We start from the raw sequence: 22259 nt of genomic DNA, 5'->3' as shown, positions 1-22259 counted from the left end.
TTAATCTGGCATCAGCGGTTTGAGATTGAGAAAAACGATGAAACTCCAGGCATCATTGGGCCGTATCAAAGAGTACAAGTGGCTGTTGACCAAGGGCGTGGGGACGCCGCTGCTGGTGCTGGCCTCCCTTGGTATGGTGGTGCTGCCCATCCCGCCGCTGATGCTGGATATCCTCTTCTCCTTCAACATCGCCCTCTCCATCGTGGTGTTGCTGGTAGCGGTCTACACCCGCCGGCCGCTGGAATTTGCCGCCTTTCCGACCGTGTTGCTGATCGCAACCCTGCTGCGTCTTGCCCTCAACGTCGCCTCTACCCGGGTGGTGCTGCTGGAAGGCCACAACGGCAGTGCGGCGGCCGGCCATGTGATCGAGGCTTTCGGCAACGTGGTGATCGGCGGCAACTACACGGTCGGCATCATCGTCTTCATGATCCTGATGATCATCAACTTCGTGGTGGTCACCAAGGGTGCGGGCCGGATCTCCGAGGTGAGTGCACGCTTCACCCTGGATGCCATGCCCGGCAAACAGATGGCCATCGACGCGGATCTGAACGCCGGCCTCATCAATCAGGAAGAGGCCAAGAAGCGTCGCCAGGATGTGACCCAGGAAGCCGACTTCTACGGCTCCATGGACGGTGCCTCGAAATTCGTGAAAGGGGATGCGGTGGCGGGGATCATGATCCTCTTCATCAACATCCTGGGCGGTTTCATCATCGGCATGGTGCAACACCAGCTGAGCTTCGGCGAAGCGGCCCAGATCTACACCCTGCTGGCGATAGGTGACGGTCTGGTCGCCCAGATCCCGTCCCTGCTGCTCTCCATCGCCGCCGCCATCATCGTCACCCGTCAGAATACCGATCAGGACATGGGTACCGCGGTGCTGGGTCAACTGTTCGACAACCCCAGAGCCCTCATCATCTCGGCCGGTATCCTGCTGATGATGGGCAGCGTGCCCGGCATGCCCCATCTGGCGTTTCTGAGCCTGGGTGGCGTCGCCGCCGCCGGCGCCTGGTGGCTGCTACGCCGCGAGAAACAGCTGGCCGCCAAGGCCGCCAAGGGCGAGCTGATGCCGGCGAACGCGGAGCAGCCTCACGAGCAGAAAGACTTGAGCTGGGACGACGTGATGCCGGTGGATATCATCGGGCTGGAGGTGGGTTATCAGCTCATCCCGCTGGTGGACCGCAATCAGGGCGGCGAGCTGCTCAACCGGATCAAGGGGGTGCGCAAGAAGCTCTCCCAGGAGCTGGGTTTTCTGGTGCCTGCGGTGCATATCCGTGACAACCTGGATCTCGCCCCGAACCAGTATCGCATCACCTTGATGGGGGTCAGTACCGGCGAGGCCAATGTTTACCATGATAAGGAAATGGCCATCAATCCGGGTCAGGTGTTCGGCCAGATCCAGGGGATTGCCACCCGGGACCCCGCCTTCGGACTGGAGGCGGTCTGGGTCGCCAAGGAGCAGGTCTCCCAGGCGCAGACCCTGGGCTATACCGTGGTGGATACCGCGACCGTGGTGGCCACTCACCTCAGCCAAATCCTCTCCAACCATGCCGCTCTGCTGCTGGGTCACGATGAAGTGCAGCAACTGCTCGACATGATAGGGAAGCATCAGAACAAGCTGGTGGAAGGGCTGGTTCCTGAGGTCATCTCCATGGGTAACCTGGTGAAGGTATTGCAGAATTTGCTCAATGAAGGCGTGCCAATCCGCGATATGCGCACTATCCTGCAGACCCTGGTGGAATATGCCCCGCGCAGCCAGGATCCGGAAGTGTTGACGGCCGCCTGCCGTATCGCCCTGCGGCGCCTGATCGTGCAGGAGATTGCCGGACCGGATCCCGAACTGCCGGTGATCACCTTGGCACCGGAATTGGAACGTATATTGCATCAATCCCTGCAGGCAGGGGGTGGTGATGGCGCCGGCATCGAGCCGGGACTGGCGGAGCGGATGCAGCGCTCGCTGGTGGAAGCCACACAACGACAAGAACTGGAAGGCCAGCCGGCCGTGCTTCTGACATCAGGGATACTGCGCAATACCCTGGCGAAATTTGTCAAGAATGCCATTCCTGGATTGCGCGTTCTGTCTTATCAGGAAGTGCCTGATGACAAGCAAATCCGCATCGTCAGTGCGGTAGGACAGAACTAGTTAGCGGAGATGACGGGTGAAGATTAAGCGGTTTTTTGCCAAGGACATGCGAACGGCTCTGGCCGAGGTCAAGGAGACTCTCGGGCCCGATGCCGTCATCATGTCCAACAAGAAGGTCACCGGTGGGGTGGAGATAGTCGCCGCTGTCGATTATCAGTCCCAGGTGCCGGGACCCAAGGACGCGCCGGTTCGCCGTCAGTTGAACGATGAGAGCGTCAATATCTCGTCTGCCGGCCGGCAGATGACGCGCTCCGCGCCGAGCCCGGCCAAAGAGCAGAATGAACACTATGCCGATACCCTGGCCGCCCTGCTGGCCCGCCAACAGAAGCTGAACCCGGCAGGTCAGGGGCTCAACGGCGCCGCGCCAGCAGCAGCCAGCGGTGCTCCCCGTACTCTGGCCGAACAGGGACAGTGGGGAAATGCTCCCGAACCGGCCAAGCCGAAGGCGAGGGCTGCCGCGCCCGGTCGTGCTCCCCAATCCCCTCAGCGGGATCAGGAGATGGAGGGGATGCGCAAGGAGATGGCCAGCATCCGCAAGCTGCTGGAGCACCAGATCTCCGGCCTGATGTGGCAGGAGGTGGAGCGCCGCGAGCCGATGCGCGCCCTGCTCATCAAGGAGCTCAAGAAGATGGGCTTCGATGATGCCTTCGCCGATCAGCTGGCCGGCATGATCCCCGAGGATATGCCAATCCATCAGGCCATGGCCCAGCTGGCCGAGGTGCTGACGGCCCAGCTCAAGATCAGCGAAGACGAGATTCTGCGCCAGGGCGGGGCGGTTGCCCTGCTCGGACCGACCGGGGTGGGCAAGACCACCACCATCGCCAAACTGGCGGCGCGGTTTGCCATGAAGTACGGTGCCGAGCAGGTGGCCCTCATCACCACCGACAACTACCGGATCGGAGCCCATGAACAGCTGCAGACCTATGGTCGCATCATGGGCTGCCCGGTGCGCCAGGTGCGGGATGCCGAGGAGCTGGCCAATGCCCTCTATCAGTTCCGCCACCGCCGGCTGGTGCTGATCGACACGGCGGGGGTCGGGCAGCGGGATATCCGGTTGACCGAGCAGCTCGATACCCTGGTCAAGAATGCCAAGGTGCGCATCCGCAGCTACCTGGTGATGTCGGCCACTTCCCAGCGTCGGGTGATGCAGGAGGCGGTGGACCATTTCCGGCGTATTCCATTGAGCGGCTGCATACTTACCAAATTGGATGAGAGTCTGAATCTGGGCGAAGTGATTAACGTGTGTATCCAGAATGCGTTGCCCATCAGCTATATCACTGATGGACAAAGGGTTCCGGAAGATATTCAGGTCGCCAATGCGGCGCAGCTCGTCGGAGCTGCCATGGGCTCGCTGGAGCGGGAAACAGAAGAACCCTATTTCTGGGGCACAGGCTTTGGCGAGGCCGAAGATTCGGAGTTTTATGAGTAACATGTATATGGATCAGGCGAGTGGTCTGCGCAAAATGCGTCAAAACAATCGAGTAAAAGTGATCGCCGTGTCTGGTGGCAAGGGGGGCGTAGGCAAGACCAACGTAACCCTGAACGTGGCGGGAGCCATGGCCGCACAAGGCAAACGGGTGATGGTGCTGGACGCCGACCTTGGCCTCGCCAACGTGGACGTCATGCTGGGGCTGCGGGTGCATCGCAACCTCTCCCATGTATTGGCGGGCGAGTGCACCATCGACGACATCATAGTCGAAGGCCCTTACGGCATGATGATAGTGCCGGCGACCTCGGGCACCCAGTCCATGGTCGAGCTCTCGCCGGTGCAACACGCCGAGCTTATCCGCGCCTTCAGCGAGATGAAGACCCAGGTCGACATCCTGCTGGTGGATACCGCGGCGGGCATCTCCGACATGGTGCTGAGCTTCACCCGTGCGGCTCAGGACATCATGGTGGTAGTGTGTGATGAACCGACCTCCATCACGGATGCCTACGCCCTCATCAAGATCCTCTCCAAGGAGCACGGCGTCTTCCGCTTCAAGGTGGTGGCCAACATGGTGCGCTCCTTGCGCGAAGGGCAGGAGCTTTACGCCAAGCTGACCCGGGTGACCGACCGCTTCCTAGATACCTCGCTGGAGCTGGTCGCCTGCGTGCCTTATGACACCAATCTGCGGGCTGCCGTGCGCAAGCAGAAGCTGATTGTCGAAGCCTTCCCCAAGTCTCCGGCCGCACTGGCATTCAGAGCGCTGGCCAACAAGGCGGCAAGCTGGCCCATTCCTAACCAACCCGGCGGTCATCTCGAATTTTTCCTGGAAAATTTGCTGCAAAAGCCGGTCATAGCACAGGAAGGTTCCCGTGAATAAAGCCCAAGCGTACTTGCGTCATCAGGATTCCTACGTGCTGGTCGAGCGCCATGCTCCGCTGGTGAAGCGGATCGCCCAGCATTTATTGGCTCGCCTGCCAAGCAGTGTCTTGCTGGATGACCTGATCCAGGCAGGTATGATTGGGCTGCTCGAAGCCTCCCGCAATTTCGATGGCAGCAAGGGGGCCAGTTTTGAAACCTACGCCGGGATCCGCATCCGCGGCTCCATGCTGGACGAGATCCGGCGCGGTGACTGGGTGCCGCGCTCTGTGCACCGCAACAGCCGCACCATAGCTGAAGCTATCGAAAATGTTGAACAAACCCACGGTCGTGATGCTCGCGACACCGAGGTGGCCGCCCAGATGGGGGTCAGCCTCGCCGAGTATCACACCATGCTGCAGGATGTGTCCTGCGGCAAGATCATCGGCATCGAGGATCTTGGTGTCAGCGAGGATGTCATCGGTCACCCCGATGACGAGCCGGGCAGCAACGGCTTTGATGAACTGGCGGCCGAACGTTTCCAGGGGGCACTGGCCGAACACATTGCCCGCCTGCCGGAACGGGAAGCGCTGGTGCTCTCCCTTTACTACGATGAAGAACTGAACTTGCGTGAAATAGGCGAGGTATTGAACGTCAGCGAGTCTCGCGTGAGCCAGATACACAGTCAGGCGATGCATAGATTACGCGCGCGTTTAAGAGATTGGCATGTATAAGTGTTTGTACTGGCTACACTGAAACAAAACTCTAAGGCATAATCCGCAAAACAAAACCTGCGATCTGCATCATGTAAGTGAGCCGCTCTGGCGGCTATTTAGGAGGGAATTTTGGACAAGAACATGAAAATCCTCATTGTTGACGATTTTTCAACGATGCGCCGGATTATCAAGAACTTGCTGCGTGACTTGGGATTCAACAACACCCACGAAGCAGACGATGGCAACACGGCCTTGCCAATGTTGAAAAATGGCGATTTTCAATTTGTCGTGACCGACTGGAACATGCCCGGCATGCAAGGCATCGACTTGCTCAAGGCTATTCGCGTCGATGACAAGCTCAAACACCTGCCGGTACTGATGGTGACTGCTGAAGCCAAGCGCGAGCAGATCATTGAAGCCGCTCAGGCCGGCGTCAATGGTTATATCGTCAAGCCTTTCACTGCTGCAACGCTCAAAGAGAAACTCGACAAAATCTTTGAACGAATCGGCTAAGGAGCAGCAGGGATGAAGGCCAAAACGAGTGCAATGATTTCGCTCGATCAGGCAAGGATGCTTGTTGCCCATCTTGAGCAAGGTGAATTCGAACAGGCCGACACTCTCATCGCCGATGCGTGTGCGCCCAATGCGGCGGCCCTGTTTGACAAAGTGGGTCAGTTGACCCGACAACTGCATGATTCCCTACAAGATTTTCGGCTGGATCCCAGGATCCCCGATCTGGCCACCCATGAAATTCCCGATGCGCGGGAGCGCCTCAGCTATGTCATCGACATGACGGACAAGGCAGCCAATCGCACCATGGATGCGGTGGAAGCCAGTCTGCCCATTGCCGATCGGTTAAATGACAACATTCAACTCGTTCTGCCCAACTGGAATGCCCTGATGAGCAGAGACATGAGTGTTGGGCAATTCAAGTCTTTGTGTCACCAACTGGATGATTTTATTAAGGCTTCTGAATCTGATGCCGATAAATTACGGCAACTGCTGACAGAAATCCTGATGGCGCAAGATTTTCAGGATTTGACCGGCCAAATGATCCGCAAGGTCATCAAGTTGGTCCAGGAAGTTGAAACTAAATTAATAGAAATGCTGACTATGTTTGGTGAGGCATCTGCCGAGCATTCTTCTCGCAGCCTTCCTGTAAGCGGGATTGAAGCCGAAGGCCCCATCATGAACCCTGAGACTCGTTCCGATGTGGTCAATGGTCAGGATGATGTGGACGATCTGCTGTCTAGCCTGGGATTTTAATGGAGTGACGCATGGCCTTCGAAGTTGATGAAGACATACTGCAAGACTTTTTGGTCGAAGCATCCGAAATATTGGAACAGTTGTCTGAACAACTGGTCGACTTGGAAAAGCGACCCGATGACAAGAATCTGTTGAATGCCATATTTCGCGGCTTCCATACCGTCAAGGGCGGCGCCGGTTTTCTCTCGCTGACCGAACTGGTGGACGTCTGCCACGGTGCCGAGAACGTGTTCGACATCTTGCGCAACGGCAAGCGGACCGTGACCGCCGAGTTGATGGACGTGATCCTGCAGGCCCTGGATGCCATCAATGTGATGTTCGCCCAGGTGCAGAATCGCGAACCGCCTAGCCCTGCGTCCGCCGAAATCCTTCATGATCTGCACGAGCTCTGCAAACCCGAAGGGGAAGAGCAGCTGTTGACTGCCTCTGCAGGCAGCAGTGCGCCGGTGGAGGCTGCCGCTCCCGTGGCTGAAGAGGTGGCTGTGATTGCCGAGCCGGAGCCTGCGGCCGTGCCGGAACCCGAGCAGGAGGCCTCCGTGGTCAGCGGTGGTGGTTCCATCGATGAGATCTCGGCCGATGAGTTTGAACGCCTGCTTGACGAGTTGCATGGCGTCGGTGGCGCACCTACCGCAGCGGCTAGCCCTGCTGCGCCGAGTTCCGGCGACATCACGGATGACGAATTTGAAGCCTTGCTTGACCAGCTCCATGGTCAGGGTCAGCACGGTGGCGCTCCCGAAGTCAACCCGCTGAAATCGGTACAGAAAGAGGTGGACGAGCTGATCGATGACGATGAGTTCGAACGTCTGCTGGATGAACTGCACGGTCGCGGTCAGAGTCCGCAGAGCAGCATGTCAGCCCCGGCGGCGCCCCAGACTCCAGCGCCAGCAGCACCGGTTACTCCGGTGCCGGCAGCCAAACCGGATCCTGCACCTGCTGCGGCCAAGCCAGCCGCCGCGCCGGCAGCGGCAAAACCGGCTCCTGCAGCGGCGCCATCCAAGCAGGCTGCGCCAGCGCCCGCCGACAGTGCGGTGCAAAGCGACACTACGGTACGGGTGGATACCAAGACGCTGGACGTCATCATGAACATGGTGGGTGAGCTGGTGCTGGTACGAAACCGTCTGGTGAGCCTTGGCATCGCCAGCAACGATGAAGACATGTCAAAAGCCGTTGCCAACCTGGATGTGGTGACGGCGGATCTGCAAGGTGCGGTGATGAAGACCCGCATGCAGCCTATCAAGAAAGTATTTGGTCGCTTCCCACGGGTGGTGCGGGATCTGGCCCGTACCCTCAAGAAAGAGATCGAGCTGGTAATGGTCGGTGAAGAGACCGATCTCGACAAGAACCTGGTGGAGGCCCTTGCTGACCCGTTGGTTCACCTGGTGCGCAACTCTTGCGACCACGGCGTCGAGATGCCGGATGTTCGCGAGAAGGCGGGCAAGCCACGGCAAGGTACCATTACCCTGAGCGCGTCCCAGCAGGGCGATCATATCCTGCTCTGCATCGAGGATGATGGTGCGGGGATGGATCCCGAGAAGCTCAAGTCCATCGCCATCAGTCGTGGTGTGCTGGATGCCGATACTGCGGCACGCATGAGCGACAACGATGCCTACAACCTGATCTTTGCTCCCGGCTTCTCGACCAAGTCAGAGATCTCCGATATCTCCGGCCGTGGCGTCGGGATGGATGTGGTGAAGACCAGCATCGTCAGCCTGAACGGCTCGGTGCATATCGATTCGACCTGGGGCAAGGGCACCCGTCTCGAGATCAAGGTGCCGCTGACCCTGGCGATCCTGCCGACCCTGATGGTGGAAGTGGGCGAGCAGACGTTCGCGCTACCGCTGGGCTGTGTGAACGAGATTTTCCATCTGGATCTGAAAAAGGCCAACATGGTGGATGGACAGCTCACCATCATAGTGCGCGAGAAGGCCATCCCATTGTTCTATCTGCACAACTGGCTGGTCAGAGGCAAAAACCGAAAATCGCGTCAGGATACGGGCCACGTGGTGATTGTCCAGATTGGTACCCAGCAGATCGGTTTTGTTGTGGACAATCTGATTGGCCAGGAAGAGGTGGTGATCAAGCCGCTGGACAGCCTGCTGCAGGGGACTCCCGGCATGGCCGGGGCGACCATCACCAGTGATGGCGGTATTGCGCTCATTCTGGATGTGCCGAGTCTGCTCAAGGCGTACGCCCGTAGACATTGATACCCCAGGCTCAAGGAGTTAGAAGAATAACAATGGCAATCAAGGTATTAGTTGTCGACGATTCAAGCTTCTTCCGTCGTCGGGTCAGCGAGATCATCACTCAGGATCCCATGCTGACGGTCATCGACACGGCCCAAAATGGGCGGGAAGCGGTAGAAAAGGCACAGCAGTTGCGTCCTGACGTGATCACCATGGACATAGAGATGCCGGTGATGGATGGCATCAGTGCCGTGCGTGAGATCATGGCCAAGTGCCCCACGCCGATCCTGATGTTCTCTTCTTTGACCCATGAAGGGGCCAAAGCCACGCTCGATGCGCTCGATGCAGGGGCGCTCGACTTTCTGCCCAAGAAATTCGAAGACATTGCCCGTGACAAGGATGAAGCCGTCCGTCTGCTGCAACAGCGGGTCAAGGAGATTTCACGCAAGCGCTTCCTGATGTCTGCACCGGCACGCCCGAAGGCGCCCGAGCCCGTTGCCAGGACGCCTCTGAATGCGCCACGTCCGGCAGAACGTCAGGCAGAGCCGCAGCGTGCTGCTCCGGTGGCCGCATTCAAGCGCAGCGGCAAGAGTTATCAGCTGGTGGCCATTGGTACTTCCACTGGCGGCCCGGTCGCCCTGCAGAATGTGTTGACCAAGCTGCCCGGCGATTTCCCGCATCCGATCCTGCTTATCCAACACATGCCGGCGACCTTCACCGCGGCCTTTGCCGCACGTCTCAATGGCCTGTGCCAGATAGGCGTCAAGGAAGCGGAAGACGGCGATGTGCTCAAGCCCGGTCACGCCTACTTGGCACCCGGTGGCAAACAGATGCTGCTGGAGGGCCGTGGTGCCGGTGCCCGTATCCGCATTGTCGATGGCAATGACAAGGTCAACTACAAGCCGTGCGTCGACATTACCTTCGCCTCTGCCGCCAAGACCTATGCCGACAAGGTGCTTGCCATCGTGTTGACCGGGATGGGGGCGGACGGTCGGGATGGTGCGCGTCTGCTCAAGGAGCAGGGCTCCACCATCTGGGCGCAGGATGAAGCGTCCTGCGTGGTTTATGGCATGCCGCAGGCGGTTGCCAAAGCCGGTATTGCCACTGAATCGCTGCCGCTTGATCGGGTCGCACAACGTATCCTGGTTGAGCTGGGCCGCTAACGATGGGCATGTTTGGCCTGATCCTGGCACTGGGAGCCATTGCCATTGCCCAATTGTGGCATGGCGGCAACCTGTTGACCCTGCTCGATGGACCCGCGTTTGTCATCGTGGTGGGGGGAACCTGGGGGGCGGTCATTTTGCAGACGCCGCGCAAGTTCCTGCTGGAAGCGATCAGGCAGACCCGCTGGATGGTGCTGCCGCCGGACTGGGATCTGGTCGCTCAGGCCGAGAGATTGCAATCCTGGGCTATCTTTGCACGCCAGCAAGGGTTGCTGGCGCTGGAGAATCAGGCCGAACAGGAGAGTGACGAATTTACCCGTCATGGCCTCACCATGATAGTGGACGGGGTTTCGGTTGACGATATTCGCATGTTGCTGGAAGCGGATATCGATATCGAGCAGGAGCGCAACGAGCACTCTGCCAGGGTCTTCGAGGCCATGGGGGGATACAGTCCGACCATCGGCATCATAGGTGCCGTCATCGGGCTGATCCAGGCGATGTTTCATCTGGAGGAGCCCGCTGCTCTCGGTGCCGGCATTGCCGTCGCCTTCGTTGCCACCATTTACGGGGTCGGCTTTGCCAACCTGCTCTACTTGCCGATCGCCAATCGCCTGCGTGCTTTTCACTATCATTACGCCCTGTTTCAGGAGATGACGCTGGAAGGCCTGATGGCCATCGCCCATGGCGAGAATGGCCCCCAGGTTGAACGGCGGTTGAAGGCTTATCTGAAGGGAGAGTAGCCATGCGCAAGCGCTATCGTTTGCATCTGCAAGGTCGGGAACACCTCGATCGCTGGCTGGTTTCCTACGCCGACTACATGACGCTGATCTTCGCCCTGTTCGTGGTGCTCTACTCGGTGGCACTGGTCAACAAGGACAAGTATCGCGCCGTCATCGACGGCATGACCCAGGCATTCAATGTGATGCAGCCCCGCAGCGATGGCTTGCTGGAGGGGCAGGGCAAGTCGCTGCTGAACAATGAAGTGTCCGCCGCAACCTCTGTGCTGGAAAGTGCCAAGGCCCGTTCACCCTCGCAGGCTCCTATTTCTGGTGTTCCCATTCTGCAAGATGGTATGACTCTTGCGAAGATAGATTCGCAACTGCAGGAGAACATGGGGTCTCTGGTGGATGCCGGGGTAGTCAAGTTGACACAGGATGACAACTGGCTGACGGTGGAGCTGAGTTCCGGCCTGCTGTTTGGCAGTGGCAGCGCGTTTATGAGCTCCAATGCAGATCCGGTGCTCAATACTCTTTCAAGTATCCTGAAACCGGTCGATAACTATGTGAGAGTGCGGGGTTACACGGATAACCAGCAGATAAATAATGAAATTTTTCGCTCCAACTGGACGTTGTCGGCAGCAAGAGCGGAGGCCGTACTCACTGCCCTGATCGCCAAGGGGATAGCCCCGCAACGACTTGCCTACGAGGCGTACGGGGAGTTCTCTCCCTTCTCGGACAACAGTACCGAGCAGGGGCGTTTACAGAATCGCAAGGTGGTGGTCGCTATTTCCAAGTTCGCCTGGGTACCACCTCCGACGCCGACTCCTCCCGTTCAGCCAGTGACGGAGGAGCCGGTCCCGGCAGTTCAGCAGGCAGTCGAGGCAGGAGAGGTCAAGGTGATCTCGCTGCCAGGTGGTGGCATACGCATAACAACGAGGCAGGATTGATACAGTGATTGTTTGGACGGTTGCCAACCAAAAAGGTGGGGTCGGTAAAACCACCACGGTGGTCTCGTTGGCCGGTATTCTGGCTCAGCGTGGTCAGCGGGTGCTGTTGATCGACACCGACCCTCATGCTTCCCTGACCTCATATCTCGACTTTGACTCCGATCGGCTGGATGGCACCCTCTATGAGCTGTTCCAGGCGGTCAAGCCCACGGCGGAGCTCGTCAATAAACTGACGCTGCGTACCAAGTTTGAGAACATCCACCTGCTGCCCGCCTCCATTACCCTGGCCACGCTGGATCGGGTAATGGGCAATCGGGAAGGGATGGGGCTGGTGCTCAAGCGGGCACTGCTGCGCATCCAGGATCAATACGACTATGTGCTGATCGACTGCCCGCCCGTGCTGGGGGTCATGATGGTGAATGCGCTGGCGGCCTGTGACCGGATCCTGGTGCCGGTGCAGACCGAGTTCCTGGCGCTCAAGGGGTTGGAGCGGATGATGAAGACGTTTGAAATCATGCAGCGCTCCAAGCGGGAGAAGTTCCGCTATACCGTCATTCCCACCATGTTTGACAAGCGAACCCGCGCCTCGCTGATGACCCTGCAGTCCATCAAGGAGCAGCACGGGAGCGCGGTCTGGAATGCCGTCATACCCATAGATACCAAGTTTCGGGATGCCAGTTTGCTTCACATTCCCCCCTCCATCTATTCGCCGAGCAGCCGCGGCACCTACGCCTATGAGACGCTGCTCAACTATCTTGATGCGCAAGAGCGCCAGCGTGCTCATGAGGTGACATCATGAGAGATACCACCCAAGTCCGGGCCATGGATGACTACTTCCACTCCCTGCTGCTGGAGGATGCCCTGCTGCTGGATGCCGACGAGCCTGACTCCGCGCCCGTCATCCAGCTGCAGCGCAAGCCCCAGCCGGTTGCCGAGAAAGTGGCCCAGCCCTATCTGGAGGCGGATCAGCGGCTGGAACAGTTGAGTGAACTGCTGGCCCAGGTCGGTCAGGTACAATATGAAATCGACGCCCTGAGCCATGAAGAGGCGGTCACTGAACCGCTGCAGATCGAGGCCGAAGATGCCTTGCTGCCGGTTGAGCCGGTCTGGCCCGAGGAGATGCCCGAGCCGGTGGCGGCGGATCCCGCGACTCTGGTGGTGACGGAGACCGAGGTAGCGCTGGCGCCACAGGAGGAGGTTGCCCCCTCCACCTGGGAAAACATCGATACCGGCAAGGAGTTTCAGGCGCTGTTCTTTGAAGTGGCCGGCGTCACCTTTGCCGTGCCGTTGACCGAGCTTGGCGGTATTCATCAGCTGGGGGAGGTGTCATCCCTCTTTGGCCAGCCCAGCTGGTACAAGGGGATCATGACGTCCCGCGAGCAGAAGATGAACGTGGTGGACACGGCGCAGTGGGTCATGCCGGGCCAGCATCTGGAAATAGATGACTACAAGTATCTGATCATGTTGGGTGAATCCCCCTGGGGACTGGCCTGCCATCATCTGAAGGGAACCGAGTTATTGCACCGTGATCAGGTCAAATGGCGCCATCAGGAGGGCAAACGTCCCTGGCTGGCCGGCATGGTCAAGGAGAAGATGTGTGCCCTGCTGCACGTGAAGGAATTGCTCCTGTTACTGGAGCGCGGGGTCAACATAGAAGGTCGCTGATAACTTCTGCACTCGGGCTGTTTTATTGCTAGTTTTACCAGTAGACGTTTTCATAAAAGGAATAAAAACATGACAGAAAAGCGCAATATTGCACAGAATCTGGCCGAAGACGAAGTGCTGCAATGGGTCACCTTCCAGCTGGAAAATGAAACCTACGGCATCAACGTGATGCAGGTGCAGGAGGTGCTGCGCTACACCGAGATCGCCCCTGTGCCGGGTGCCCCCGAATACGTGCTGGGCATCATCAACCTGCGCGGCAACGTGGTGACCGTCATCGACACCCGTTCCCGCTTCGGCCTGCCTTCTGGCGATGTGAGTGAAAACTCGCGCATCGTCATCATCGAGGCGGAGAAGCAGGTGATCGGCATCATGGTCGACAGCGTGGCCGAGGTGGTCTATCTGCGTTCATCCGAGATCGATGCGGCCCCGGCCGTGGGTACCGAAGAGAGCGCCAAGTTCATTCAGGGGGTCAGCAATCGCGATGGCCAGCTGCTGATCCTGGTCGATCTGAACAAGCTGCTCTCCGATGAAGAGTGGGAAGATATCGGTTCCCTCTGATAGGAAGATGATGTGTTGATGATTGAAATTGCCGCCTTGGGGGTGTCCTTGCTGGCGTTGGCGCTGGCCCTGTACGGGGTGTTAGGCAGCCGACGTGGCCAGCGAGAGTCCGAGGCCAGGGTGGAGCTGCTGCAGGGTCAGCTCGAGAGTCTGCGCAAGCAGATGATGGAGCTGCATACCGGAGCCATCGGCATGGGCCAGCGTCTGCAATCCGTTGAAGGGGCCATGCAGCAGGTCAATGACCGCCAGCAGGAGCTGACCCTGCAGGATCCGGAACGCCGCCTGTACAGCCGGGCCGCCAAGATGGTGGAGCTCGGTGCTGACCTCGATGAGGTCATGAACGAGTGTGAATTGCCAAAGGCCGAGGCTGAATTGTTGATTTCATTGCGAAAAGGCCGCTCATGATCGATCGGGAAGGCGTCTGCCTTCCTGATTTTCCCGCCCCGCTTTGCGGCTCTCCAAGGCGGGATCTCCCCCACAAATCCTGCTGATAATTGGCATCTTTGAAAAGACGCTTCCCGATACTGTGTTAATATGCAGGCCGCTTCTTTTCACTGATTACATCCTCATGCTGCTTCAAATTCACAACCTGAGCTGCGTGCGTGAAGATCGCACTCTGTTTGAACATCTCTCCTTTGCGGTGGCTCCCGGTGATCTGGTGCAAATTGAAGGTCCCAACGGCGTCGGCAAGACCAGCCTGCTGCGCCTGCTGACCGGCCTGTCTCAGCCTTTTGCCGGTGAAGTGTGCTGGAATGGCGAGAATATTCGCCATTGCCGCGACGAATATCACGCCAATCTGCTTTATCTCGGTCATCAGCCTGGTGTCAAGGCTGCCCTGACACCGCTTGAAAACCTCGCCTTCTACCAGAAACTGCACCATGCGGCCGATACCAGCGTGGATCTGTGGCGGGTGCTGGCCCAGGTCGGTCTGGCCGGCTTTGAAGACAACCCCACCGGTCAGCTCTCCGCCGGTCAGCAGCGCCGCGTCGCGTTGGCCCGTCTGTGGCTGAGTGACCAGCCGGCACTCTGGATCCTGGACGAGCCGTTCACCGCCATCGACAAGCAGGGGGTGAAGGTGCTGGAGCGGCTGTTCCTGACCCATGCCGAGCGGGGGGGCATGGTGATCCTCACCACCCATCAGGACATGACCCTGATGCAGGGACGGCTGAAGACCCTCTCTCTCACGCCCTTGCTGCAGGAGTAGTTCTGATGTTGCGCGCCGTAATGCACCTGATCCACCGTGAGCTGCTGATGGCCCTGCGCCAGCGCTCCGACATCCTCAACCCGCTCTGGTTCTTTCTCATCGTCATCACCCTGTTTCCGCTGGGGATCGGCCCCGAGCCCAAGCTGCTGGCCCGCATTGCCCCCGGCATCATCTGGGTGGCGGCCCTGCTGGCGGCCATGCTCTCCCTGGAGCGGCTGTTTCGCGACGACTTCGGCGATGGCGCGCTGGAGCAGATGATGCTGATGCCCCATCCGCTGGGATTGCTGGCGCTGGCCAAAGTGATCGCTCACTGGTTGCTGACCGGCCTGCCGCTGTTGCTCATCTCCCCGCTGCTCGCCATCCTGCTGTCGCTGGACATGAACACCTATCTGGCGGTGGTGGCAACCCTGGCGCTGGGCACTCCCGTGCTGAGCCTGCTCGGGGCGATCGGGGTGGCCCTCACCGTGGGTCTGCGCAAAGGGGGAGTGCTGCTCAGTCTGCTGATCCTGCCGCTCTATATTCCGGTACTGATTTTTGCCACCTCCGCCATCGATGCGGCGGGGATGGGGCTGCCCTATTCGGGGCAGCTGGCGATTCTGGGGGCCATGCTGGCCGGTGCGCTCACCTTGACCCCGTTGGCGGTCTCGGCGGCGCTGCGGGTCAGCATGAATTGATGAAAGCGTCTGAGAAAGTGGCCATGGAAGGGCCGTTATAAAAAATATAATTGAGATAGATCAAGAGGATGGCTGCTTATTGCTTTCGGGGGATGTGATGTTTTCCGGCAGTGGGTAAGGTAGGCCTCGCCACGATATTAATAACAGAAAGGTTTTGTGAGCTATGTGGAAATGGTTGCACCCTTACGCTAAACCCGAGCGCGCTTACCAGCTGGCAGGGACCTTGCTGCCCTGGTTTGCCGTGACCAGCCTGCTGGCATTCATCATCGGCACCCTTTGGGGGTTGGCGTTCGCCCCTGCCGATTACCAGCAGGGTGACTCCTTCCGGATCATCTACATCCATGTTCCCGCCGCCATTCTCTCCATGGGGGCCTACTCCACCATGGCGGTCGCGGCCTTCATCGGTCTGGTGTGGCAGCTGCGGATGGCCGACATGACGGTGGCCGCCATCGCGCCGGTCGGTGCCGTGTTTACCTTCATCGCGCTGTTTACTGGCGCCGCCTGGGGCAAACCCATGTGGGGCACCTGGTGGGTGTGGGATGCGCGGCTCACCTCGGAGCTGATCCTGCTGTTCCTCTACCTGGGGGTCATCGCCCTCTACAACGCCTTCAGCGACAAGGTGCTGGCTGGCCGGGCCGCCGGCATCCTGGCACTGGTGGGGGTGATCAACCTGCCCATCATTCACTACTCGGTGGAGTGGTGGAACACCCTGCATCAGGGCGCCACCATCACCAAGTTTGACAAGCCCTCCATCTCCCCCGAGATGCTGTGGCCGCTGCTCATCATGATCCTGGCCTTTGCCGCCTTCCTCGGGGCCCTCTCCCTGATGCGTTTTCGAAACGAGCTCTTGATGCGGGAGTGGCACCGCCCCTGGGTCAAAGAGATAGCCGAGCAGGAGAAGTAAGCATGCACTTTGCCTCATTCAGTGACTTTCTGGCGATGGGCGGTTACGCCTTCTACGTCTGGCTCTCCTTCGGTCTGACCCTACTCTGCCTGGTCGGCATCGTCATTTCCACCCGTATGAAAACCCGCAGCCTGCTCGGCGAATTGCGCAGCAAGCAGGCGCGCGAGGCTCGTCGCAAGGCGGCCCAGCAGATGGAGAACACCCTATGAACCCGAGACGCAAAAAACGCCTCACCATCATCCTGGCGATCAGTGCCGGCCTCGCCGCCGTGATCGGCCTGGTGCTCTATGCCCTCAGCCAGAACATCGATCTCTTCTATACCCCGAGCGAGCTGGTGGAGGGCAAGGGGCCGGACAAGATCAAGCCGGAAGAGGGGCAGCGCCTGCGCATCGGGGGTCTGGTGGTACCTGGCTCGGTGCAGCGGGATCCCCAGAGCCTCAAGGTGGTCTTCAAGTTGGTGGACAACGGCGGGCATCTGGTGACCGTCGAGTTTGACGGCATCCTGCCGGATCTGTTCCGCGAGGGGCAGGGCATCGTCGCCCAGGGCACCCTCAAGGATGCCACCACGGTCGCCGCCTTCGAGGTGCTGGCCAAGCACGATGAGAACTACATGCCGCCGGAAGTGGCCGATGCCACCAACGGCATGCACTTCAAGCCGGAATATACCGACGCGCAGTTGAAGGGGAGCAAGCAATGATCCCGGAATTAGGACAGTTCTCACTGATCCTGGCGTTTGCCACCGCCCTGCTGCTGGGCAGCTATCCGCTGCTCGGGGCCAAATGGGGGCGCCTTGGCATGATGTCGGCGGCCCGTCCGCTGGCCTATGCCCAGTTCCTGCTGCTGTTGCTGTCGTTCCTCTGCCTGACCTGGGCCTTCATCGACAACGACTTCACCGTGCAGTACGTGGCCACCAACTCCAACAGCCTGCTGCCGCTGGCCTACCGCATCTCCGCGGTGTGGGGAGCCCATGAAGGTTCCCTGCTGCTGTGGGTGCTGACGCTGGGGGGCTGGACCGCGGCGGTCGCCATGTTCAGCCGTCGACTGCCGCTCGACGCGGTGGCGCGGGTGCTCGGGGTGCTCGGCCTCATCTCGGTCGGTTTCACCGCCTTCGTGCTGTTTACCTCCGACCCCTTCACCCGTACCTTGCCTTATTTCCCGGTGGATGGACGCGATCTCAACCCGCTGCTACAGGATCCGGGTCTCATCTTCCACCCGCCCATGCTCTACATGGGCTATGTGGGCTTCTCGGTGGCGTTTGCCTTCGCCATCGCGTCCCTGATGACAGGTCGGCTCGATGCCACCTGGGCGCGCTGGTCGCGTCCCTGGACCATGGCGGCCTGGGTCTTCCTCACCCTGGGTATAGTGCTGGGCTCCTGGTGGGCCTATTACGAGCTCGGCTGGGGCGGCTGGTGGTTCTGGGATCCGGTGGAAAACGCCTCCTTCATGCCCTGGCTGGCGGGTACCGCCCTGCTGCACTCGCTGGCGGTGAGTGAAAAACGCGCCACCTTCAAGGCCTGGACCGTGCTGCTGGCGCTCTCCGCCTTCTCTCTGAGCCTGCTGGGTACCTTCCTGGTGCGCTCCGGCGTGCTGGTGTCGGTGCATGCGTTTGCCTCCGACCCGACCCGCGGCCTGTTCATTCTGGGCTTCCTGTTGGCGGTAATCGGTTCATCCTTGCTGCTGTTTGCCTTCAAGGGCTCCCAGGTGAGAAGCCACGGCAAGCACGAGTTGTGGAGCCGCGAGACCCTGCTGCTTGGCAACAACATCATGCTGGTGGCGGGTCTGCTGACCGTGCTGCTTGGCACCCTGCTGCCGCTGGTACACAAGGAGCTGGGGCTGGGTAGCATCTCCATCGGTACTCCCTTCTTCAACCACATCTACAGCTGGCTGATCATTCCGTTCGCCCTGTTGCTGGGGGTCGGCCCGCTGTTTCGCTGGCGTCGTCAGGATCTGGGCGAGCTCAAGGGCAAGGTGGTCCTGGCTCTCCTGCTGAGCCTGGCCGCCGCCATCCTGCTGCCGCTGCTGCTGGCCGAGGAGTTCAAGCCCTGGGCTGCGCTCGGTATCGGGCTTGGCGCCTGGATCATCGTGACCAGCGTGCAGGAAACCTGGGCACGCGCCACCCACAAGCACAGCTTTGCCGTCGGCGTGCGGCGCCTTGGCAACAGCCACTGGGCCATGATCCTGGGCCACGTGGGTCTTGCTGTGAGCATAATCGGCATCGCCTGCACCCAGAACTACAGCATCGAGAAGGACTTGCGCATGCAGGCCGGCGATCGGGTCCATTTTGCCGATTATGAGTTCGTCTTCACCGGGATCAAGGAGAAGAACGGCCCCAACTACGACGGCTTCAAGGGCGTGCTGGAAGTGCACAAGGATGGCAAGCAGGTAGCCCTGCTCAAGCCGGAGAAGCGCATGTACAAGGTGACCCGGATGCCGATGACCGAGGCGGCCATCGATGCCGGCTTTACCCGTGACCTCTATGCGGCCCTTGGTGAGCAGCTCGACAACGGCGCCTGGGCGGTGCGGATCTACTACAAACCCTTCGTGCGCTGGATCTGGTTCGGCGGTGTCTTCATGGCCATTGGCGGCGTGCTAGCGATGCTGGACAAGCGCTACCGTTTCGGTCGTCGTGAAGAGGAGGCCAAGGCATGAGCAAGAAGACCTGGTTGTTTCTGATCCCCTTCATCGTCTTTCTGCTGGGGGCCGTGTTTCTGTTCAAGGGGCTCTACTCCGATCCCACCAAGCTCGAGTCCGTGATGGTGGGCAAGGAGGTGCCCGTGTTCACCCTGCAGGATATCTATGACCTCAATAAGCAGCATGACAGGAGCATCCTCAAGGGGCGTCCCATGCTGCTCAACGTCTGGGCCACCTGGTGCCCGACCTGCTACGGGGAGCACACCTACCTCAAGGAGCTGGCGGGGCAGGGGATCTATATTGTCGGCATGAACTACAAGGATGAGCGGGCCAAGGCCATCAACTGGCTGGCGGAGCTCGGCAATCCCTATCAGATCAATCTGTATGATCCCGACGGCATGCTGGGGCTAGATCTGGGGGTTTACGGCGCGCCGGAGACCTTCTTCATCGACAGTCAGGGCATCATCCGCTATCGCCACGTGGGTGACGTCAACCCCGAGGTGTGGGCATCGACCCTCAAACCCATCTATGACGCCATGAAGTGAGGGAGAACCCGATGAGAATCTTGATTGCATCCCTGCTGCTGCTGGCGGGACTGGGCGGGGCGGGTCAGGCGCTGGCCGCCATCGATGTCTACACCTTCGACAACGACGCCCAGGAGCAGACCTTTCGTGAACTGACCAAGGAGCTGCGCTGCCCCAAGTGCCAGAACCAGGACATTGCCGACTCCAATGCGGGCCTGGCCAAGGACCTGCGTGACAAGACCTACCAGATGGTGCGCGAGGGCAAGGAGAAGCAGGAGGTGGTGGACTACATGGTGGCCCGCTACGGCAACTTCATCCTGTACAACCCGCCGCTGATGGCCTCCACCCTGATCCTCTGGCTGGGGCCGCTGCTGGTGATCGTGGTGGGCATAGTCCTGGTGGTGGTGCGCAGTCGCCGTCGTCCCGCGGCAGCTACGCCGGCGGATAGCGCCCTGAGCGCGGAGGAGCAGCGTCGTCTGGCTGCCCTGCTCAAAGAGGAAGAGAAACAATGACCGCATTTTGGATAGTGATCGCGGCCCTGCTGGTGCTGGTGAGCCTGGCACTGGTGTTGCCCCTGTGGCGGGGAGAGGGCCGCCAGAGCATCAGCCGCTCGGCCCTCAACAAACAACTCTATCGTCAGCGTCTGCTGGAGATCGGTGAAGAGCGCGAACAGGGGGTGCTGGCGGAAGAGCAGGACACCCTGATCGAGTTGCAGCGCAGCCTGCTGGACGACATCCCCGACGTGGAGCAGACCGCTCGCGGCGGCAAGAGTCTGATCTGGATCCCGGGTGTGCTGGTGCTGCTGGTGGTGAGCCTGGGGCTCTACTACAAGCTCGGTGCCTGGCAGGAGGTCAGCCGCTGGCAGGACGCCAGCAGCCGGTTAGGCGAGCTCAGCAACCGCATCCTGGTGGAGCGCAATGCCGAGGTCACCGAGCAGGATCTGCTGGACTTCACCCTGGCCCTGCGCACCCGCCTGAAAGAGGAACCGAACGATTACCGCGGCTGGCTGCTGCTGGGTCGACTGTCGCTGGATGGCAATGATCCCGATATGGCCCGCGAGGCACTGGAGCGGGCCTACGCTCTGGCACCGCAGAAGGGGATGGTGGCGGTGCCCTATGCCCAGGCGCTGATGATGACAGGGGATGACGCGCAAGCCGATCAGCTGCTGCGGGGGGCCATCGCCCAGGATCCGGCCAATATCGAGGCGCGCTCCGTCTACGCCTTCATGGCTCTGCAAAAAGAGGACTTCAAGACCGCCCTGCAACGCTGGCGCGAGATGCTGCCGCTGATGGAGAAGGGCTCGACCCGCTACACCATGGTGGAGCGCTCCATCGAGTATGCCGAGCAGCAGTTGAAGAAACGCGGCATGGCCAGTGCGGCCGTGCCGGCAGAGACGAGCGGGCAGAGCACCGCCTCCGCCCAGGTGCTGGAGGTGAAGGCCGGCGAGTTCCCGCTCAAGGTGACGCTGGCCGATGGCATTGCGCTGCCGGAAGATGCCCATCTGTTCGTGTTTGCGGTGATCCCCAACGGACCGCCCATGCCCATCGCGGTCAAGCGTATCCCAGGCCCGCACTTCCCGGTGACGCTGTCGCTGGGTGACGGCGATGCCATGATGGAGGGCAACAAGCTGGCCGCCTATCCCGAGCTGCAGTTCAAGGCGCGCCTCTCCCGTGGCGGCAACGTCATGAACAAGGAAGGGGCGTTCGAAGGGGCCTCGGTCCCGGTCGCCACCGGCTCAATTCCTTCAGCGCCGATTGACATCCGCATCGATCACGCCCTCTAATACGCCTCTGGCCCGGCCCTCGATGGGGCCGGGCTGCCTATAATTCAGATTAATCACAATAAAAAGCTAGGACTTCCATATGCATGTGCGTGTAGGGGCATTGACGGTGGCCTTGTTGCTGGGTGGCTGTGCTGGCGGCCCGCCCAAGCCGGGCCCCGAGAGCCTTGACCTCAAGGAGACGCCGAGCCGGCCCGAAGCGACCAGCACGGCCAGTGACAGCCGTGACCCATTTCAGGGTGCCAACCGGGCCATGTGGGCCGTCAACTACGATGTGCTGGAGCCCTACGTGGCTCGCCCCGTGGTGCACGGCTACGCCCGCTACGTTCCGCAGGGAATGAAGGATGGCATCGAGAATCTGGTGGAGAACTTCAACGAACCGAGCAGCATGGTCAACCACCTGCTGACCGGCGACTTGAAGGGGGCGGGTACCAACCTGGGCCGCTTCACCCTCAACACCACTGTGGGTCTGCTGGGTATCTTCGACGTGGCCAAGCATGCGGGCCTCGAGCGCAACAAGCTGGAGCTCTCTACCGTGCTCGGGCGCATGGATATAGGCGAGGGGGCCTATGTCATGGTGCCCGTCTATGGCCCCACCACCACCCGCGAGATAGTGGGGGATACCATAGACGTGCTCTACTTCCCTTACTCGCTGCTGACTTTCCCGCTGAAAGCGGTGCACTGGGCGCTGGATGGTCTGGGTACCCGTTCCAAGCTGATCGATCAGGAGCGGATCATCGACAACGCGCTCGATCCTTACGCCCTGACCAAGGACTTCTATCTGCAGTACAACCAGAACAAGGTGACTGGTCGTCAGACCGAGCTCAAGCAAGAGCAGCAGGAGAAGCAAGACGACAGCAACCTGGATGACTATCTGGACGAGATCGACCAGTGATGCCTG

At 60.0% G+C, this 22259-nt stretch carries 24 protein-coding genes; all 24 read left to right on the top strand.

Features of this window, described 5'->3' with window-relative positions; all coding sequences use genetic code 11:
- Positions 1 to 37: 37 nt before the first annotated feature.
- Positions 38 to 2140: a flagellar biosynthesis protein FlhA gene (gene flhA / locus ACB031_RS11195; RefSeq protein ID WP_005298806.1), complete on the top strand. Its 2103-nt coding sequence runs from the start codon at positions 38 to 40 to the stop codon at positions 2138 to 2140.
- A gap of 16 nt (positions 2141 to 2156) precedes the next feature.
- Positions 2157 to 3569 (top strand): flagellar biosynthesis protein FlhF, encoded by a 1413-nt coding sequence (gene flhF / locus ACB031_RS11190; RefSeq protein ID WP_005298808.1) that lies wholly within the window; start codon positions 2157 to 2159, stop codon positions 3567 to 3569.
- 1 nt (position 3570) lies between these two features.
- On the top strand, positions 3571 to 4446 hold the full coding sequence (locus tag ACB031_RS11185; protein WP_010634619.1) for a MinD/ParA family protein: 876 nt from the start codon (positions 3571 to 3573) through the stop codon (positions 4444 to 4446).
- Positions 4439 to 5158: an RNA polymerase sigma factor FliA gene (locus ACB031_RS11180; protein WP_005298811.1), complete on the top strand. Its 720-nt coding sequence runs from the start codon at positions 4439 to 4441 to the stop codon at positions 5156 to 5158. The genes ACB031_RS11185 and ACB031_RS11180 overlap by 8 nt, the downstream gene beginning before the upstream one ends.
- Positions 5159 to 5269: 111 nt before the next feature.
- Positions 5270 to 5653, top strand: a complete 384-nt coding sequence (gene cheY, locus ACB031_RS11175; RefSeq protein ID WP_010634617.1) for a chemotaxis response regulator CheY — start codon at positions 5270 to 5272, stop codon at positions 5651 to 5653.
- 12 nt (positions 5654 to 5665) lie between these two features.
- On the top strand, positions 5666 to 6406 hold the full coding sequence (locus tag ACB031_RS11170) for a protein phosphatase CheZ (RefSeq protein ID WP_005298816.1): 741 nt from the start codon (positions 5666 to 5668) through the stop codon (positions 6404 to 6406).
- Positions 6407 to 6417: 11 nt separating this feature from the next.
- Positions 6418 to 8610, top strand: a complete 2193-nt coding sequence (locus tag ACB031_RS11165) for a chemotaxis protein CheA (protein WP_371139556.1) — start codon at positions 6418 to 6420, stop codon at positions 8608 to 8610.
- Between the two features lie 32 nt (positions 8611 to 8642).
- Positions 8643 to 9752 carry a chemotaxis response regulator protein-glutamate methylesterase gene (locus ACB031_RS11160; protein WP_017766599.1) on the top strand — a complete coding sequence of 370 codons (1110 nt, stop codon included), beginning with the start codon at positions 8643 to 8645 and terminating at the stop codon, positions 9750 to 9752.
- Positions 9753 to 9754: 2 nt separating this feature from the next.
- Entirely contained in the window at positions 9755 to 10492 is a 738-nt protein-coding gene (locus ACB031_RS11155) for a flagellar motor protein (RefSeq protein WP_010634614.1), read from the top strand.
- A gap of 2 nt (positions 10493 to 10494) precedes the next feature.
- Positions 10495 to 11418: a flagellar motor protein MotB gene (locus tag ACB031_RS11150; RefSeq protein ID WP_017778738.1), complete on the top strand. Its 924-nt coding sequence runs from the start codon at positions 10495 to 10497 to the stop codon at positions 11416 to 11418.
- A 4-nt stretch (positions 11419 to 11422) separates the two neighbouring features.
- Positions 11423 to 12217 carry a ParA family protein gene (locus ACB031_RS11145; RefSeq protein ID WP_005298826.1) on the top strand — a complete coding sequence of 265 codons (795 nt, stop codon included), beginning with the start codon at positions 11423 to 11425 and terminating at the stop codon, positions 12215 to 12217.
- Positions 12214 to 13083, top strand: a complete 870-nt coding sequence (locus ACB031_RS11140; protein WP_371139555.1) for a chemotaxis protein CheW — start codon at positions 12214 to 12216, stop codon at positions 13081 to 13083. The genes ACB031_RS11145 and ACB031_RS11140 overlap by 4 nt, the downstream gene beginning before the upstream one ends.
- 69 nt (positions 13084 to 13152) lie before the next feature.
- Positions 13153 to 13641 carry a chemotaxis protein CheW gene (locus tag ACB031_RS11135; protein WP_005298836.1) on the top strand — a complete coding sequence of 163 codons (489 nt, stop codon included), beginning with the start codon at positions 13153 to 13155 and terminating at the stop codon, positions 13639 to 13641.
- 18 nt (positions 13642 to 13659) lie between these two features.
- On the top strand, positions 13660 to 14046 hold the full coding sequence (locus tag ACB031_RS11130; RefSeq protein ID WP_010634610.1) for a DUF2802 domain-containing protein: 387 nt from the start codon (positions 13660 to 13662) through the stop codon (positions 14044 to 14046).
- 163 nt (positions 14047 to 14209) lie between these two features.
- Complete coding sequence (gene ccmA, locus ACB031_RS11125; RefSeq protein WP_005298840.1) at positions 14210 to 14845, top strand: cytochrome c biogenesis heme-transporting ATPase CcmA; 636 nt, start codon at positions 14210 to 14212, stop codon at positions 14843 to 14845.
- A 5-nt stretch (positions 14846 to 14850) separates the two neighbouring features.
- Entirely contained in the window at positions 14851 to 15519 is a 669-nt protein-coding gene (ccmB, locus tag ACB031_RS11120) for a heme exporter protein CcmB (RefSeq protein ID WP_244365027.1), read from the top strand.
- Between the two features lie 163 nt (positions 15520 to 15682).
- Positions 15683 to 16423 (top strand): heme ABC transporter permease, encoded by a 741-nt coding sequence (locus ACB031_RS11115; protein ID WP_005298843.1) that lies wholly within the window; start codon positions 15683 to 15685, stop codon positions 16421 to 16423.
- Positions 16424 to 16425: 2 nt separating this feature from the next.
- Positions 16426 to 16632, top strand: coding sequence for a heme exporter protein CcmD (gene ccmD, locus ACB031_RS11110; RefSeq protein WP_005298845.1), 207 nt, complete (start codon positions 16426 to 16428; stop codon positions 16630 to 16632).
- Positions 16629 to 17120, top strand: coding sequence for a cytochrome c maturation protein CcmE (ccmE, locus tag ACB031_RS11105; RefSeq protein WP_010634607.1), 492 nt, complete (start codon positions 16629 to 16631; stop codon positions 17118 to 17120). The genes ccmD and ccmE overlap by 4 nt, the downstream gene beginning before the upstream one ends.
- Positions 17117 to 19072: a heme lyase CcmF/NrfE family subunit gene (locus ACB031_RS11100; RefSeq protein ID WP_010634606.1), complete on the top strand. Its 1956-nt coding sequence runs from the start codon at positions 17117 to 17119 to the stop codon at positions 19070 to 19072. The genes ccmE and ACB031_RS11100 overlap by 4 nt, the downstream gene beginning before the upstream one ends.
- On the top strand, positions 19069 to 19599 hold the full coding sequence (locus ACB031_RS11095; protein WP_010634605.1) for a DsbE family thiol:disulfide interchange protein: 531 nt from the start codon (positions 19069 to 19071) through the stop codon (positions 19597 to 19599). The genes ACB031_RS11100 and ACB031_RS11095 overlap by 4 nt, the downstream gene beginning before the upstream one ends.
- An 11-nt stretch (positions 19600 to 19610) precedes the next feature.
- Entirely contained in the window at positions 19611 to 20090 is a 480-nt protein-coding gene (locus ACB031_RS11090) for a cytochrome c-type biogenesis protein (protein ID WP_005298856.1), read from the top strand.
- Positions 20087 to 21361: a c-type cytochrome biogenesis protein CcmI gene (gene ccmI, locus ACB031_RS11085; RefSeq protein ID WP_371139554.1), complete on the top strand. Its 1275-nt coding sequence runs from the start codon at positions 20087 to 20089 to the stop codon at positions 21359 to 21361. The genes ACB031_RS11090 and ccmI overlap by 4 nt, the downstream gene beginning before the upstream one ends.
- A gap of 79 nt (positions 21362 to 21440) precedes the next feature.
- Positions 21441 to 22253 carry a VacJ family lipoprotein gene (locus ACB031_RS11080; protein WP_371139553.1) on the top strand — a complete coding sequence of 271 codons (813 nt, stop codon included), beginning with the start codon at positions 21441 to 21443 and terminating at the stop codon, positions 22251 to 22253.
- The last annotated feature ends 6 nt before the right edge of the window (positions 22254 to 22259 follow it).

The organism is Aeromonas sp. S8(2024) (genome assembly GCF_041403085.1).
GTDB classification, from domain to species: domain Bacteria; phylum Pseudomonadota; class Gammaproteobacteria; order Enterobacterales; family Aeromonadaceae; genus Aeromonas; species Aeromonas dhakensis.
Note: the sequence above shows the minus strand (reverse complement) of the source record. Positions and strands in the feature narration are given on the sequence as shown.